This is a genomic window from Nocardia cyriacigeorgica (genome assembly GCF_010858045.1).
In the GTDB taxonomy this organism is placed as follows: domain Bacteria; phylum Actinomycetota; class Actinomycetes; order Mycobacteriales; family Mycobacteriaceae; genus Nocardia; species Nocardia cyriacigeorgica_E.
This window is the reverse complement of record NZ_JAAGVC010000037.1, coordinates 17,539-32,837: the sequence shown is the minus strand read 5'-3', so window position 1 is coordinate 32,837 and position 15,299 is coordinate 17,539. Positions and strand designations below refer to the sequence as shown.

The following is a 15,299-nucleotide window of genomic DNA, read 5'->3' as shown; positions in this document are numbered from 1 at the left end:
GACAGGACCTCGCGGCATCAGGAGAAGCCGCGGGCCGGGTGTGGTTCTACGCCTCGGCTCGAGGTGGTACCCGGCTCGGTCCCGCGCGGAACCGACGCCTCGTCCTGGCCGAACTACTTCTGCGCCCACACCCCGAGCTCATTCCCGCTCGGATCGGTGAAGTGGAATCGCCGACCGCCCGGGAATTCGTACGGCCCGTTGACGACGGTCCCGCCCGCGGCCTCGACCGCCCGCACCGAGCCGTCCAGATCGTCGGAGTACAGCAGCACCAGCGGCCCGCCGTGACGTACCTGCTCGGCCAGCGCCAGCCCGCCGACCTCGGCGTTTTCCGCTCCGGCCGGGTTTCGGAAGCCGGCGTATGCGGGTCCGTAGTCGTTGAACTGCCACCCGAACGCCTCGGTATAGAAGCGTTTGGCCGCGGGCAGATCGGTGACGGCGATTTCGATGTAGTCGATGGCGTGATGACGGTGGCTGCCTGCGTCGGAATCGGACATGGGCCGATGATGCCGCAGGGGTCCGACAACTTCCCGGTGACCGGGCCGCGATGGCCTGCCATTACGCTCGTGCGCGTGCTGCTTTCCGATCGTGACATCCGCGCGGAGATCGCCGGTGGGCGTCTCGGGCTCGAGCCGTTCCAGGAAAACCTGATCCAGCCGTCGAGCATCGACGTGCGTCTGGACGGGATGTTCCGGGTGTTCAACAACACCCGATACACCCATATCGACCCGGCTCAGCGGCAGGACGAGCTGACCAGTCTGGTCGAGCCCGCGCCCGGTGAGCCGTTCGTGCTGCATCCGGGTGAGTTCGTGCTCGGCTCCACGCTGGAGGTGTGCACCCTGCCCGACGATCTGGCGGGCCGCCTGGAGGGTAAGTCGAGTCTGGGCCGGCTCGGCCTGCTCACCCATTCCACCGCGGGGTTCATCGATCCCGGGTTCAGCGGCCACATCACGTTGGAGCTGTCGAATGTGGCGAACCTGCCGATCACCCTGTGGCCGGGCATGAAGATCGGTCAGCTGTGCCTGTTCCGGCTGACCAGCCCCGCCGAGAACCCCTACGGCAGCGCCGCCACCGGCTCCAAATACCAGGGTCAGCGGGGTCCGACGCCGTCGAAGGCGTACTTGAACTTCCCGCTGCCGAGCCTGGACCGGTAGCTCCCGGCGCGAACGGGCCGACGACGGCACCGGCACCACCTTCCGGTATCGATCAGGACCGGCGCCCGCGCCGATCCTGTGCCCCCCGCCCGGCCCGGCGCACAGCTTCCTCGTCTATGCGCCGGGACCGAGCGCGACCGACCGCTCTAGTCGGGCCGATCCGCACCCACCGCAAGCGCGGCTGTGACGATCGTCGACAGCGGCGGCAGTCGTCGGCCTCGCTCCGGAGGCTCGACCCAGTAGCAGCCTTCTCTGGTCCAGCGACCGAGGCCGGTGGGCAGCATGACGGCACTGCCGACAGCGGGTATGCCGATGTCGAGGCGGTTGAGCACCTCCATGAGCTGCGCGCCTGGCCTGCTGTCCGGGGTGGCCAGGAAGCTCCAACGGATCTGCCTGGCCAGCATGGGAACTCGCACGCCCTGCTGTGCCAGTGCCGCACGGACCTTCTCCGCCCGCCAGGTGGGTAGGTGAATCACGCAGGCCCTCGCGGTGATCGGTAGCATCACGAACCCGCCGCGTTCGGTGACCACCAGCCCGAATTCGTGCCGGTAGAAGGCCGCCCAATCGTCGATCGTCCTCAGTTTTTCCACGTTCATCGCGTAGCCCCCTGGCCCGCTGACGCCGGGCCGGTCGGAGTCGGATTCGCCACCGATTCCAGGCTCGCGGTAATGCCCGGCGCGCCACAAGCGCCGACCCGCCGGCGTTCCACTGCCCTTGCGCTGCCAGTTATTCGAGTCGAAAAGGCATGTGGCAGCGCTCACAATTTGCTCGTAACCTGTGGGGGACGTTTCGTTCGAAGGGAAGACAACGTGGTCCGGCAGTGGTCAGGGAAGGAGACCCGGGCGCTGCGCGACGCCATGCGGATGAGTATCCGGGAGTTTGCCGCCCATTTGGGGGTGCACCAGCGCCTGGTATCCAAATGGGAAGCGGGCGGCAGCCGGGTTCATCCGCGCCCGGTGAACCAGGCCGCGCTCGATACCTCCCTGGCCAGGTCCGACGATGTGGTGCGGGCACGGTTCGCGGAGCTGATCAGTCAGCCCGCCACACCGCGATTCGACGCGCGAGCCGGCGACTCGGCGCACAGCAGTTATTCCAGCGACGCGGAACTCTTGGACCTCATAGACGCCGGCGCGGTGAGAGGCGATGCGTTAGCAGCGATTTCGGAGAGGGATCTGATAATGGCGGCTGCCCACGAGGCCAGTGAACACGCGAGCCGGGCCGAGAGCACCAATATCGGCGCGATGACATTGGAACAGCTCGACGCCGACGTCACCCGAATCGCCAACGACTACGTGCATATTCCGCCGGTCCCGATGGTGGTGGAGATGCTGCGGGTGCGGCGGCGGGTGTATCGCTTGCTGGAGGGGCAGCAGCGTCCCGCCGATACCAGTCATCTGTATCTGCTCGCGGGTAGCTTGTCCGGGTTGCTCGCCAACGCCAGTACCGATCTCGGCCATTACGATGCCGCCGCCGAACAGATCCGCGCCGCCAGGGCCTATGCCGAATTATGTGGGCACAACGGATTACGCGCGTGGACCCGGGGCATGCACGCGCTCATCGAGTACTGGTCGGAGCGTCCACGCCGAGCGGTCGAACTGGCCCAGAGCGGATTGGAATTCGCCGATTCGGCCACCGCGCGGGTGCGATTGAGCAATATCGAGGCCAGGATCTGGTCCAAGATCGGCAGTGCCGCCGATACCGAGCGCTGCCTGCGCGCGGCCACCGACGCCCGCGACGGCTCCGGTTCGGACACCCTGCACGATGGCATCGGCGGCGTCTTCGGATTCCCGGACGCGAAGGCGCAGTACTACGCGGGCGCCACCTACATCCATCTCGGCATGGCCGAGCCCGCCCTCGCGGCGACCGAGCAGGCGATCGAGCTGTACTCCACCGGCCCGGCATGGCAGCGCTCCTACGGCGCCGAGGCCCTGGCCCGGGTGGATTCGGCGGCCGCGCACCTGATCAACGGCAGCCTCGACGGCGCGAGCGAGGCCCTGCATCCGGTGCTCGGCCTCGCCGAGGACAAACGCATCGCCCAACTGGAGGAACGGCTCACCGGCGTCCGCCGCCGCCTCGCCGCGCCCACCTTCGACGGCGCCACCGAAGCCGCCGCGCTGGACGAGCGCATCGAGGAGTTCTGCGGGAGCACCGCCGCCAACGGGCTCGCGGCAGGGTCGGCGGGCTGAGCTCCGCTATTTCGGTTCGGCGGGAGCCATTCCTGAGCACAACCACCGGCCGTCGACCCGCTCCATCGTCACGGTGAACGACTGGCGCTCGTTCCGTGGCGCCGGTTCGAAGGCTTTCGTCACGGTGTAGTCGGCATGGACGCTCACCTCGGCTCGCTTACCGTTCCCGGTGAGATAGACGCACTCGTTGGCGGAGCTCGTCGACGACATCTGCATCGTGACCATCAGGTTGCTCAGGTCGGGGAAGGTGTTGTCGAAATCGCTCTTGAACGTTCCGGTCGAGCCGGCGTCGACCGACCGCTTGTACGACTCGAGATCGCGGTAGTCGTAGGTGGTCATGATGGCGGTGAAATCGCACGCCGCCTGCCGGGCCGCCGCGCGGGAATCCTGCGCTGACGGCCGCGCGGTCGTCGTCGGCCGGGCCTGCTCGACCGGGTCCGAGTCGCTGATCGTCACGCCGATCGCGACTCCGACGCCGCCGATCACCAGCGCGGCCACCAGCACGGCGACGCCGATCAACGCGATACGGCGACCGGGCCCACGGCCGGGTGGTGGTCCAGGTGGTAGCGGCGCGCCGAAGGCGGGGTTCGGCATCGGCGCCCCCGGCGGTGGCTGAGCCCCCGGCCCGAACCCACTCCGCCAGCCGTGATCCGGGCCCATCGGCCCACTCTGCCAGCCGCCCCCGCTGTTGCTGCTGTCCAACGCCCGGTCTCCTCCACCCACAGTTACGCCGGTCACCCTACGCGACGGCGAGGCGGGGACCCGGAGCGAGAATTGCCGAGGATGGCACCATGGAGCGGTGAGCACTGGTCATCATCCGCATCGCCCGCCGCGTGTTCTGGAGCAATCCACGAAGCTGCAGGACGTCGTCTACGAGATCCGTGGACCGGTACTCGCGCATGCGGCACGGCTGGAGGCCGAGGGGCATCGCATCCTCAAGCTCAACATCGGCAACCCGGCGCCGTTCGGGTTCGAGGCCCCCGATGTGATCATGCGCGACATCATCGCCGCGCTGCCCTATGCGCAGGGCTACTCCGAATCCAAGGGGATCCTGTCGGCCCGGCGCGCCATCGTCACCCGCTATGAGCTGGTGCCCGGTTTCCCCGAGCTCGACGTGGACAGCGTCTACCTGGGCAATGGTGTGTCCGAGCTGATCACCATCACCATGCAGGCGCTGCTGAACAACGGCGACGAGGTGCTCATCCCCGCCCCGGACTATCCGCTGTGGACCGCGATGACCAGCCTGGCGGGCGGCACGCCGGTGCATTACCTGTGCGACGAGTCCAACGGCTGGCAGCCCGATATCGCCGACATCGAATCGAAGATCACCGACAAGACCAAGGCGCTGCTGGTGATCAACCCGAACAATCCCACCGGCGCGGTGTACTCCACCGAGGTGTTGCAGCAGCTGGTCGACCTGGCGCGCAAACATCAGCTGTTGCTGCTCGCCGATGAGATCTACGACAAGATCCTCTACGACGACGCCAAGCACATCTCGCTGGCGACGCTGGCACCGGACCTGCTCTGCCTGACGTTCAACGGCCTGTCCAAGGCCTACCGGGTGGCGGGCTACCGGTCGGGTTGGCTGGCGATCACCGGTCCGAAGGAGCACGCGGCCGGCTTCATCGAGGGCATCGACCTACTGGCCTCGTCCCGGTTGTGCCCGAATGTGCCCGCGCAGCACGCCATCCAGGTGGCGCTCGGCGGCCACCAGAGCATCGAAGATCTGATCCTGCCCGGCGGCAGGCTGCTGGAGCAGCGCGATGTGGCCTGGGAGCGGTTGAACATGATTCCCGGCGTCTCGTGCGTGAAGCCGAAGGGCGCGCTGTACGCGTTCCCGCGGCTGGACCCGAATGTCTACGAGATCCACGACGACGCCAAGCTCATCCTCGACCTGCTGTTGCAGGAGAAGATCCTGATGGTCCAGGGCACCGGGTTCAACTGGCCCAACCACGACCACCTACGGATCGTCACCTTGCCGTGGGCCCGTGACCTGGCCGTCGCCATCGAACGCTTCGGCAACTTCCTGTCCAGCTACCGCCAGTAGCGCATTGCCGTCAACGGGACCAGCCCCTGCTTCCTGCGGTGAAAACAGACTTCATGTTCGTCTAATCGCGGTTTTTGGAGACTTACTAGCGCAAAACAAGTTGTTTTGTGTACAGTAGGCATCGGCGCTTTCGAGCGCCCGGTCGGGTTGTCTACCCCCCCTGGACAAGCCGACCTTGTGGGTCAGGCTGCCTACCCCCCTGGGCGCCACCCTGCGGCCGGCGGAGACATCCCCCTGCTCTCCGCCGGCCGGTCCGCCTCTCCGCGTTTTTTGGCCAGACTTAGACGCGGGGTTCTTTGCGTTGGCGGCCGGCGGTATTGCATAAAGGCGAGTTAGCCCGTACCCGGTGAGTTACCCGGATCTTGCGAGATCAGTTGGTGCGGTGGGGAGAAAGACCAGCTGGGCCGATTGGGGTTGGGGCGGTTGGTCGGGTCCGTGCTTGGTGGGTATCTGGATCCTGTGGGGCGGTGAAGGGTCTCTTTGGTGGGGGAATCTGGGCTCGGTGGTTGTCTCGACCGCTTCCGGTGCTCTTGAAAATCACGTCCATTAAGCTCGGCGCGTGAGCGACCACCATCACCATCACGATCACTCCGGGCCGATTGCCATCGGGGCTACCGCTGCGCGGGTCGTTGTCGGGTTACTAGCGGTCATCGGGGTGGTCGTGGTGATCGCCACCATCGCGTTGTGGCCCAGTGAGCAGCAGGTGGATATTCCGCTGCCGATGCAGAACGCCGGGGGCGGGGCGGTGCAGACCGAGGCGGGGACCGTGGTGTTGCAGGACATGGGGGCCTGCGGCAGTCCGTCGCTCGGCAAGGTGTTCGCGGACAAACCGGATCCGCCCGCCACCAACGCCTACACCTGCCAACGCAGCCTGATCGCCATCGAATCCGGGCCGCACGAGGGCAATCACACGCTGCTCGAGATCGCGCCGGGGCCGGGGCAGCCGGAATTGAAAGCGGGCGACCACATTCGCATCGTCCGGCAGACCGCGCCCGACGGAACCCCGCTCTACTCCTTCGACGACTACGCGCGCGGCCTGCCGCTGACGCTGATCGCCCTGGCCTTCGTGGTGGTGATCATCGTGGTCGCGCGCTGGCGCGGACTGCGCGCACTCCTCGGGCTCGGATTCGCCTTCGGCGTGCTGGTGATGTTCATGCTGCCCGCCCTGCTGGACGGCAAGCCGGCCATCCCGGTCGCGCTGGTCGCGGGCTCGCTGATCCTGTACGCGGTGCTCTACCTCGCGCATGGCGTGAACCTGCGGACCAGTTCGGCCCTACTCGGCACACTGACCTCGATGGTGCTCGCGGCGGTGCTATCCTGGATCGCCATCGGCGTCACCGACCTGACCGGGCTGTCGGAGGAGCAGAACACCAACGTCGCCACCTACCTCGAACACGTCAGCATCACCGGGCTGCTGCTGGCGGGCTTCATCATCGGTTCGCTCGGTGTGCTCAACGACGTCACCATCACCCAGGCCTCGGCCGCCTTCGAACTGGCGGCGCTGGACGAGGGTGCCTCACGCCGCGAGATCTTCGCCGCCGCCATGCGGGTGGGTCGCGACCACATCGCCAGCACCGTCTACACCCTGGTGCTCGCCTACGCCGGTGGTGCGCTGCCGCTGCTGCTGTTGTTCAGCGTCGCGGGCCGGGAGATCCGTGACGTACTGGTCGGCGACGCCGTGGCCATCGAGATCGCGCGATCGGCCGTCGGCGGTATCGCGCTCGCGCTGTCGGTGCCGCTGACCACCGGTATCGCGGTGCTGCTCGCGCGGCCGTTCGGATCGGGGAAACCCGCACCGAAGGTGACCAACCGCCCGCGCCACGCGAAGGCCTGAGTTCGGTCGCGGTGGTGTTCGCGCGGGCTGTTCGGATCCGGTGTCTGCATCTCGGGTGACCGACCGTCCGGCGCACGGACCTGCCCGCCCATTGGTCGGCCCATGTGCGGTGCTGCTCACGCCGACCGCGCGGACCGGAATCCGGCTCGGCAGGTGACCAACCACCGCGGCACGCGAACGACGAGCCGCTCGGCGTCGGAAGCCGGCTCAGCCCGGCGGCGGCGGAGGGAACAGCGGCGGGATCGTCGGAACGATGATCGGCGGCAGCCCGGGAACCACCACGATGGTGTTGGGGCCGACGGTGGTGGGCGCGGGCTCGTCCGGCCGCTGACGCTGCGGCGGTGGCTCGGCGATGGCTTCCTCGGCCTCGGTGGTGGTGGGCACCGCGGTCTGCGGGAGCGGCGCGCTCGCCTTTGACGGTGTGGTCGGCAGTGGTGAGGTGTTGCCCTCGCTGGTGTGGGAATCGCGTTCCAGCACCTGCGGGCCGTAGCCGAGCCCGAGACCGATGGCGGCCACCACCGCCAGCGCGCTCACCGTCAACGCGGCACCGCTGATCTCGCGGCGCCCGCGCCTGCGTTCGGCGGGCGCCGACAGCCACGACGGGGCCAGCTCGTCGTCGGCGAAGGCCGGGTCAGGGGCAGGGTGCGCAGCCGTCGTCGCGACCGGACGCGGTGCGCGCACGGCTCGGGCCAGCAGTGCGGCGCCGCGGGCAGCGACCGTCTCCGGATCTTCCGGCACCACGACCGGCAGCCCTAGCGAATGCTCCAAAACCCGCGCTACCAGCGGAATCCGGGCGCCACCGCCGACCACCAGCACGCCGTTGACGGGCATACCGGAGCGCATCACCACCTCGCGCGCCATCCGCGCGGACGATTCCACCGCGAGCGTGATCAGCGCTTCGAAATTCTCCTGCGCCAGCAACACCAGGCCCTGCTCGCTGGGCAACGCCACCGCGGTATTGCTCGACAGCTGTTCCTTGGCCTGCCTGCACAACGCGTCCAGCTGCGCCAAACCGGACGGATCGTGCGGGTGCGCGATGCGGCCGGAGGCGATCTGTTGTTCGCGGATCAGTGAGTCGATGTAGTCGCCGCTGATATCGCTGGTGCGTTCGGTGTGCCGGACCTGCCTGGTCTCGACGTCGACGATGCTCACCGACAGCCCCGAGCTGCCGAGGTCGTAGACGACGAGCATGGATGCGCCGCGGATATCGCCGCTGCGCTCGGCGAATTCGACGATCGCGTTGAGTTCGGGAACCAGCTCGTAGTTGGTGACCTGCTGTTTGGCCATGGCCGCGCGGAGCGCCCTCGCCTGCTGGTCGGTGCGGTAGGCGATGGCCGCTGCGGCGATATCGGCGGACGCCTCCAGCGTCACCCCGACGGCCTGGGCGGCGAGTTCGGCCGGGTCCTGCTCGGCTACCGGGACGGTCTGGAGGTCGAAGGACCGCGCGGCCAGATGCTCGTGCTGGTACCCGGCGTGGGGGCGGGCCAGCCGAACGGCGCAGGCCCCCACCGCAACTCCCAGTACCGAACCCATCAGCTGCTCATCTTCCCGCTCCACGACATGTGAGCCCGCATCGTTTGCACGCGGCGGCTCGTCCCCGAACCCTACCGACCGAGATCTGTGGAGTTCGCGGCAGTGCTGGCCGTTTACCTGATGGCCCCCGCCTCGACTGGCAACTCTACGGTGTGCCGAGCCCCGCGTACACCCATCCGGCCTCCCGCCAGGTGGCCGGTAGGAGACAGTTGCGGCCGTCGATGATGGACCGTGCCCGCACCACCGGATCCAGGTCGTGCGGCCGCAGCGCGGTGAATTCGGACCATTCGGTCAGCACAAGCACCACGTCCGCGCGATCGCAGGCCTCGGCCACCGAGGTGGCGTAGTTCAAGGTCGGGAACACCCGGCGCGAATTCTCCAGCGCCTTCGGGTCGTACACGGTGACAACGGCGCCGTGTAGCTGCATCATTCCGGCGACGTTGAGCGCGGGCGAATCGCGCACATCGTCGGATTCGGGTTTGAAGGCCGCGCCGAGCACCGCGACATTCGCACCCAGCAGCGATCCACCGCAGGCCTTGGTTGCCATATCCACCATCTTGGTGCGGCGGCGCATATTGATGTTGTCGACCTCGCGCAGGAAGGTCAGCGCGTGGTCGGCGCCGAGTTCACCGGCGCGCGCCATGAAGGCCCGGATGTCCTTGGGCAGACATCCGCCGCCGAATCCGAGGCCCGCGTTGAGGAAGCGACGGCCGATGCGGGCGTCGTAGCCGAGGGCATCGGCCAGCACGGTGACGTCGGCGCCGGTGGCCTCGCACACCTCCGAGACCGCGTTGATAAACGAGATCTTGGTGGCCAGAAAGGCGTTCGCCGACACCTTCACCAGCTCAGCGGTGGCCAAATCGGTCAGCAGGAACGGGATGTCGGCGGCGATGAGGTCGGCGTAGATCTCGCGCAACAGTTGTTCCACCCATGCCGATTCGGCGCGGTCGCGGTCGACACCGAGCACCAGCCGGTCCGGGCGCAGCGTGTCCTGCACCGCGAAGCCCTCGCGCAGGAACTCCGGATTCCATGCCACTTCGACATCGGTCGAGGTCAAAGCCCTGGCGCGGGCGCCGAGTTCGGCGGCGGTGCCGACCGGGACCGTCGACTTGCCGACGATCACCGACGGTCGCTCGAGCATCGGCGCGAGCGCGTCGATCACCGCGTGCACGTATTTCAGGTCGGCGGCGTATTCGCCCTTCTTCTGTGGCGTGCCGACGCCGAGGAAGTGCACATCGGCATGCGCGGCCGCCTCCTCGTAGGAGGTGGTGAAGCGCAGCCGTCCGGCGTCCAGGTTGCGGCGCAGCACCGCCTCCAGACCCGGCTCGTAGAACGGCACCACACCGTCGGAGAGCTTTGCGACCTTGCCCGGATCGACATCCACCCCGATCACGTCGTGCCCGAGTTCGGCCATACACGCGGCGTGCGTGGCCCCCAGGTACCCGGTTCCGAAGACTGTGCATCGCATGATCGATTGGTAAGCCGCGCCGGTGGCTACTCCGCCACACCGAGGCAAGAGTCCGGGCAACAATAGATGTACAGGGAGTGGAAACTTCCCTGACCTGCGGGTTCGCCCGCCGCGGTGGTCTGGATGCGCGAAGCCGCCTTGCCAGGGCGATATCCCGTCAGTCCGCCAGGGAAGTCGGTGGTTCCGATGCGTGTGCCGTGTGCAGTACGCCGACCAGCTCCGAGGAACCGCTCAGCCGGGTCTCGCCGATCCGGTCCACCGCTATCGCGGGTGTCCACGAATTGAGCACCACCGCGCCACCGAAGCCGGGCAGGTCGGTCGGGCGGATCGCCTGCGTCCGCTGCGGTATCCCGGCCGCGTGCAGCCGGCGGCGCACGATGCCCATCATGGTGCCGGTGAGCACCGCCGCCTCCGGCCAGACGACCGTTTCCCCATCCCAGAACGCCAGATTCCAGATCGAGGCCTCGGACAAGCGGCCCTGCCGGTCGACGAAGGCGGCGTCGTCGAACCCCGCCGCCCGAGCGCGGCGCAGGTAGTAGGTCTTGGCGCCCTCACCGACATGCTTGATCTCTGGCATGAACCGTTCGTGTTCGTAGATCGCGAGCGAGAGGGGGCCGCGCGGTCCGTTCGCGGGCGCCGCGGTCCGGATGAGCGTGTGCAGCGACGGTTCGGCGGAGGTGCCGGTGAATTCCCCGGTGGAGTCGAACACCGTGAGCACCAGCGACAGATCGGGCGGTGAGCCGGCGACCGCGGTCCGCAGATCGGCGAGGACCCGTTCGGGTGCGAGGTCGGCGCCGAACAGCGTCCGCGAGGCTCCGGCCAATCGGTCCAGGTGCAGGTCGAGCCCGCGCACGGCGCTGTCGCGTATCTGCATCGCGGTGAAATGCGCGAAGCCGGCGAAGGCGTGGGATACCAGTGTGTCCGGATCGGCGGGCTGCCCGTCGATCAATGCCAGTGCGGGAAATGTGCTCATGCGGCGACGGTAAGCCTTGATACCGGTGTCAAGGTCAAGCCCGAACGGGGAAAGCGCGCCCGCCCGCTCGGCGCGGCCATGCATCACCGCTGGTGGACGGCGTGGATAGGATCGGCCGATGCGACGGATCGGCGGGACTGTGCTCGTCATCTGCGCGGTGCTCGCGATCGTCACGGCGGCACTGTGGCCGGTATATGTGCGGCCGCAGACCGAGGGCCCCGCGCCTGCCGACGCGATTCTGATTCTCGGTGGCGCCCACGACGGACGTGAGGAATTGGGGTTGACCCTCGCCCGGGACGGTTACGCGCCGCGGGTGCTGGTATCCAATCCCTACGAACACAGCGCGTTGGTCAACCGGATCTGCCACGGCGGGTACAGCTTCGAGGTGGAATGCTTCGACCCCGACCCGCGCACGACTCGCGGCGAGGGCCGCTACCTGGCGCGCCGTGCGCGCGAGGAGGGCTGGACGCGCGTGATCGTGGTGACGTTCACACCGCATATCTCCCGCGCCCGCTACATTCTCGGCAAATGCTGGTCCGGGGAACTGCTTTTCGTGGATCCGGAGCCGCGGCTTTCGGTGGCGCGCTGGGCTTACGACTATCTCTATCAGTCCGCCGGTTACGTCAAGGCGGCGTTCGAGAACTGCTAGATGCGCAGTCGAACGCCGCGCTGCCCGGCGGCGGATTCCGGGCAGCGCGGGCTCTCACGGTCTGGTCAGACGCGCGTAGCGGTTCAGATGATAGGCGCTGGAACCGAATTCGTTCTCGATCGCGGTGAGCCGCTTGAAATAGTGCCCGATGGCCAGTTCCTCGGTCATGCCCATCGCGCCGTGCAATTGCACCGACTGCTGACCGATGAAACGTGCGGCCCGGGCAATGGTCACCTTCGTCGCCGAAATGGCGCGCGCCCGCTCCGACGGTGAGCCCGACAGCGCGAAGGCAGCCAAATAGGCGGCGGCCGTGGCCTGTTCGAGTTCCATGTACATATCCACCATGCGGTGCTGCAATACCTGGAACTGGCCGATCGGCTGGCCGAACTGCTGCCGCTGTTTGCTGTATTCCACCGTGTCGGCGACGACCTTGCGCATCAGCCCGACCGATTCGGCGGCCACCGCGGCGATCGCTTCCTCCAGGGTCGCCTCGATGATCGCGGTCGCTTCGCCCTCGGCGCCGAGCAAGGCCGTGGCAGGCAGGCGGAAGCCGGTGAAGGTGAGGTCGGCGGCCTGCCGGTCGTCGATCGTGCGATAGCTGTGCACCTCGAGTCCCGTGGACGGTGCCGACGCGTCGAATTCGGTCAGGAACAGCGAAACACCGTCACGATCGCGCCGGTCTCCGCCGGTGCGGGCGCTGACGATCAGATGCGTCGCCAGCGGGGCGCTGGTGACCACGATCTTGGAACCGTCGAGCACCCATTCGTCGCCGTCCCTGCGGGCGGTGAGCGAGATATCGTGCGCGGATTCCCCTGCCGACGGCTCGAGCGCCGCGAACGCGGTGCGGGCACTACCGGCGACGATGTCCCGCAGCACCGCGTCGGCCCGCTCACCGCCCGCTCGCGACAGCAATCCGCCACCGACCACGACGGTGTCGACGAACGGCTCGACCACCAGGGCATGCCCCAATTCCTCGGCGATGACCATCAATTCGGTGGGACCGCCGCCCATGCCGTCGACCCGCTCCGCCAGGGTGGCGCCGAGAATGCCCAGCTCTTCGGCGAATCCGCGCCAGATCTCGGGCTGCCAGCCGGCCACGGATTTGGCCGCGCTGCGACTTTTCTCCAGCTCGTACCGCGCGGTCAGGAACCCCGCGACGGAATCGCGCAGCAACTGCTGTTCATCGGTGAGTGAGAAGTCCATCAGAGCCCCAATGCTGCCTTGGCGAGAATGTTCCGCTGAATTTCGTTGCTGCCCGCGTAGATCGAACCCGCGCGGTCGTTGAAATAACGCAGCGGCGCGACGGCCTGCCACTGCGGTCCGCTGTGATAACCATCGGCCGGTGGCGTGAACTCGGCAATCGGGCCACCAGGTTTGGTGGCATGCGGCTGGTAGGCCCGTCCGCGCGGTCCGGCTGCCAGCAACGCCAGTTCGGTGAGCTGCTGGCTCAGTTCGGTGGCGAGGATCTTCAGCATAGACGAGGCCGGTCCGGGGTCGCGGCCCTGCGACAGCGCCGAGATCGTCCGGTATTCGAGGATTTCCAGCACATCGGCGCGGATGCGGGCATCGGCCAGTCGCGCGGCGAATCCGGCATCGTCGATCAGTGGTTCCCCGTCCGGACCGGGCTGCTCGGCCGCCGCCTCCGCCAGATCCTTGGCCATGACCTGTAGCGCGGGCGCGGCCGCGCCGCCGCGTTCGTGCACGAGCACGTACTTGGCCACCGACCAGCCCTCATCGACGCGGCCGAGCACATTGCTCTTCGGCACCCGCACATTGTCGAAGAAGACCTGATTCTGCACCTGCTCGCCCGAGGTCATCACCAGTGGCCTGACCTCGATGCCCGGCGAGGTCATATCGATCAGCAGGAAGGTGATGCCCTGCTGCTTCTTGCCGGTGCGCGAGGTGCGGACCAGGCAGAAGATCCAGTTCGCCTCGGTGGCGTGGGTGGTCCAGATCTTGCTGCCGTTGCAGATGAAGTCCTCGCCGTCCTCGACCGCGCTCATGGTCAGCGATGCGAGATCGGATCCGGCCTCGGGTTCGGAGTAGCCCTGGCAGAAGAACACCTCGCCGGTGAGGATGCCGTTGAGGAAGAACTGCTTCTGCTCGGGGGTGCCGAAGGCGATGATGCCCGGCGCCACCATCCGGATGCCCATCGGCGACAGCGGCGGCGCACCGGCCAGTGCCAGTTCCCGGTTGAAGATGTAGTGCTGGGTGAGGGTCCAGTCGCAGCCGCCGTACTCCACCGGCCAGGTGGGCGCGGCCCAGCCGCGCTCGTGCAGAATCTGCTGCCACCGCATGCTGGCCTCATGGTCGGGATAAACGCTCGTTGCCAACCGCCCCGCCGCCCGAAGCTCCGGCGTCAACTTCTCCCGCAGGAACTCCCGCACCTCGTCCCGAAAGGCCGAATCGGCCTCCGACCAGTCGAAATCCATCCATACTCCCGAGGGCTGTGCATAGTCGCCGCAGCGCCCGCGTTCCGGGCACCCATGAGAGAAGTTATCCGCAATTCTCGCATGGAGTCAAACTGAAGGCATATGCCATCAAGTTTTGCTCGGCGCGGCAACCCCAACCGTGGCCTAGATATCAGAAGTAGTTCTGACATACTGAGGGTATGGGTACATCTGCGACATGGTCGGAGTTCCTACGGGACCCGAACCGGGTGATCGAGGCGATGGAGAAGAACGGTGACGTGACACTCGTTCGCCGATCCGCGCCGCCCGTGCGACTCAGCGATGCCGCGGAGTCCGATGCCAACCAGCAGACTCTGAGCGCGCTGACCCAATTGCTGGCGATTGCTCTCGACGATGAGCTGCTCGGCAAGGTGGTCGATCGGCTGACCATCGCATTTCCGTGGATCGAATTGCTGCCCGAAGATCAGCGGCCGGCTTTTGTCGCCGACTTCCTCGACAACGCGCGCGGCGGTCTCGCCGTCGGTCGGCTGGCCCGGCTGACCACTGTCCTCGCCGCGTGGCGCGACACTGCGGAGGCATACGCTGATCCTCGGATTCACGTGGACGGCTCCGATCTTCACTACCTTGATGAGCCTGTGCCGGTGCCGAATCCCGGGGCCGACGAGTGAGCAAGGAGCGGGGCGTCCCGCGACCGCTGAAGCGAGCCGAGTACGAGATCATCTTTATCACCAGTGAGGCGCAAAAAGGCTGGATCGACTGCCTGGCCGCGGCTCGTAATGCCATGGTCGACGCATGGTATGTGCTAACCCGAGAGCCGCAACGAATCTCGGCGAGGTTGTACACGCTCAAAGGCGGATTCCGGTACGGCACACATCAGGGGCGGCCCTACGAGCGATACCAATACAAGTTCAGCGACGGCGGCAGGCTCTGGTACTTCGTCGAACACGCGCCGAAGGGCAGCAAGACCGCAGGGCGTGTCCTCTTGGAGCGTTGCATGCCCGGCCATCCGAAGGAGACCGAGTAGGGTCCGGCGATCCCTCTGGCCCT

At 67.3% G+C, this 15,299-nt stretch carries 15 protein-coding genes and 1 pseudogene; 8 read left to right on the top strand and 8 right to left on the bottom strand.

Going from position 1 to position 15,299, the window contains the following annotated elements; translation table 11 throughout:
- Positions 1–113 precede the first annotated feature (113 nt).
- On the bottom strand, positions 114–494 hold the full coding sequence (locus GV790_RS23375; protein ID WP_163816084.1) for a VOC family protein: 381 nt from the start codon (positions 492–494) through the stop codon (positions 114–116).
- A 75-nt stretch (positions 495–569) separates the two neighbouring features.
- On the opposite strand from GV790_RS23375, the gene dcd reads away from it, so the two are divergent.
- Complete coding sequence (gene dcd / locus GV790_RS23370; RefSeq protein WP_036541157.1) at positions 570–1,151, top strand: dCTP deaminase; 582 nt, start codon at positions 570–572, stop codon at positions 1,149–1,151.
- A gap of 146 nt (positions 1,152–1,297) precedes the next feature.
- Here dcd and GV790_RS23365 read toward each other — a convergent pair whose 3' ends face one another.
- The gene (locus tag GV790_RS23365; protein WP_163816082.1) at positions 1,298–1,747 is read right to left on the bottom strand and encodes a hypothetical protein; all 450 of its coding nucleotides are present in this window, start codon (positions 1,745–1,747) and stop codon (positions 1,298–1,300) included.
- 72 nt (positions 1,748–1,819) lie between these two features.
- Between GV790_RS23365 and GV790_RS31930 the strand changes: the two are divergent.
- Together GV790_RS31930 and GV790_RS23360 are read left to right on the top strand one after the other, a co-directional pair.
- Positions 1,820–2,080 (top strand): annotated as a pseudogene (locus tag GV790_RS31930) (helix-turn-helix domain-containing protein); the annotation flags it as partial.
- Positions 2,081–2,329: 249 nt separating this feature from the next.
- Positions 2,330–3,337 carry an XRE family transcriptional regulator gene (locus tag GV790_RS23360; RefSeq protein WP_256673483.1) on the top strand — a complete coding sequence of 336 codons (1,008 nt, stop codon included), beginning with the start codon at positions 2,330–2,332 and terminating at the stop codon, positions 3,335–3,337.
- Positions 3,338–3,343: 6 nt separating this feature from the next.
- Here GV790_RS23360 and GV790_RS23355 read toward each other — a convergent pair whose 3' ends face one another.
- Positions 3,344–4,039 carry a hypothetical protein gene (locus tag GV790_RS23355; protein ID WP_163816078.1) on the bottom strand — a complete coding sequence of 232 codons (696 nt, stop codon included), beginning with the start codon at positions 4,037–4,039 and terminating at the stop codon, positions 3,344–3,346.
- Between the two features lie 97 nt (positions 4,040–4,136).
- Between GV790_RS23355 and GV790_RS23350 the strand changes: the two genes are divergently transcribed.
- Both GV790_RS23350 and GV790_RS23345 read left to right on the top strand, forming a co-directional pair.
- On the top strand, positions 4,137–5,384 hold the full coding sequence (locus GV790_RS23350; RefSeq protein ID WP_163816077.1) for a pyridoxal phosphate-dependent aminotransferase: 1,248 nt from the start codon (positions 4,137–4,139) through the stop codon (positions 5,382–5,384).
- A gap of 559 nt (positions 5,385–5,943) precedes the next feature.
- A complete protein-coding gene (locus GV790_RS23345; RefSeq protein ID WP_163816074.1) occupies positions 5,944–7,218 on the top strand; it encodes a YibE/F family protein in 1,275 nt (424 codons plus the stop codon).
- A gap of 207 nt (positions 7,219–7,425) precedes the next feature.
- Here the strand turns inward: GV790_RS23345 and GV790_RS23340 are convergent, their stop codons facing one another.
- The 3 genes from GV790_RS23340 to GV790_RS23330 all read right to left on the bottom strand — a co-directional run bounded on the left by GV790_RS23340 (position 7,426) and on the right by GV790_RS23330 (position 11,192).
- Positions 7,426–8,751 (bottom strand): Hsp70 family protein, encoded by a 1,326-nt coding sequence (locus GV790_RS23340; protein WP_175585986.1) that lies wholly within the window; start codon positions 8,749–8,751, stop codon positions 7,426–7,428.
- A 145-nt stretch (positions 8,752–8,896) separates the two neighbouring features.
- Complete coding sequence (locus GV790_RS23335) at positions 8,897–10,219, bottom strand: UDP-glucose dehydrogenase family protein (RefSeq protein WP_163816072.1); 1,323 nt, start codon at positions 10,217–10,219, stop codon at positions 8,897–8,899.
- Between the two features lie 157 nt (positions 10,220–10,376).
- Positions 10,377–11,192: an aminotransferase class IV family protein gene (locus GV790_RS23330; protein ID WP_163816070.1), complete on the bottom strand. Its 816-nt coding sequence runs from the start codon at positions 11,190–11,192 to the stop codon at positions 10,377–10,379.
- Between the two features lie 118 nt (positions 11,193–11,310).
- Between GV790_RS23330 and GV790_RS23325 the strand changes: the two genes are divergently transcribed.
- Positions 11,311–11,841 (top strand): YdcF family protein, encoded by a 531-nt coding sequence (locus GV790_RS23325; RefSeq protein ID WP_163816068.1) that lies wholly within the window; start codon positions 11,311–11,313, stop codon positions 11,839–11,841.
- A 54-nt stretch (positions 11,842–11,895) separates the two neighbouring features.
- Here GV790_RS23325 and GV790_RS23320 read toward each other — a convergent pair whose 3' ends face one another.
- Together GV790_RS23320 and GV790_RS23315 are read right to left on the bottom strand one after the other, a co-directional pair.
- Entirely contained in the window at positions 11,896–13,044 is a 1,149-nt protein-coding gene (locus GV790_RS23320) for an acyl-CoA dehydrogenase family protein (protein WP_163816066.1), read from the bottom strand.
- Positions 13,044–14,273 carry an acyl-CoA dehydrogenase family protein gene (locus tag GV790_RS23315; protein ID WP_163816064.1) on the bottom strand — a complete coding sequence of 410 codons (1,230 nt, stop codon included), beginning with the start codon at positions 14,271–14,273 and terminating at the stop codon, positions 13,044–13,046. The genes GV790_RS23320 and GV790_RS23315 overlap by 1 nt, the downstream gene beginning before the upstream one ends.
- Before the next feature lie 227 nt (positions 14,274–14,500).
- Here GV790_RS23315 and GV790_RS23310 point away from each other — a divergent pair, with 227 nt between their 5' ends.
- Entirely contained in the window at positions 14,501–14,920 is a 420-nt protein-coding gene (locus GV790_RS23310; RefSeq protein WP_163816062.1) for a hypothetical protein, read from the top strand.
- Positions 14,917–15,276, top strand: coding sequence for a hypothetical protein (locus GV790_RS23305; protein ID WP_175585985.1), 360 nt, complete (start codon positions 14,917–14,919; stop codon positions 15,274–15,276). The genes GV790_RS23310 and GV790_RS23305 overlap by 4 nt, the downstream gene beginning before the upstream one ends.
- Positions 15,277–15,299: the final 23 nt, after the last annotated feature.